The following is a 253-nucleotide window of genomic DNA, read 5'->3' as shown; positions in this document are numbered from 1 at the left end:
TTGCTTTGGACTTTGAAGTCACTTGTGTAGGATAGGTGGGAGGCTTTGAAGCAGAGACGCCAGTCACTGTGGAGCCGTCCTTGAAATACCACCCTGGTGTCTTTGAGGTTCTAACCCAGAACCGTAATCCGGGTCGGGGACCGTGCATGGTAGGCAGTTTGACTGGGGCGGTCTCCTCCCAAAGAGTAAAGGAGGAGTTCGAAGGTTACCTAGGTCCGGTCGGAAATCGGACTGATAGTGCAATGGCAAAAGG

General features: G+C 53.0%; 1 rRNA gene. It reads left to right on the top strand.

Annotated features, from left to right (window positions below):
* Window positions 1-253 (top strand): 23S ribosomal RNA (locus tag ACTHS4_RS12190); the annotation flags it as partial.

It is taken from the genome of Neisseria sp. P0014.S009, from assembly GCF_051958155.1.
In the GTDB taxonomy this organism is placed as follows: Bacteria; Pseudomonadota; Gammaproteobacteria; order Burkholderiales; family Neisseriaceae; genus Neisseria; species Neisseria flavescens_C.
Note: the sequence above shows the minus strand (reverse complement) of the source record. Positions and strands in the feature narration are given on the sequence as shown.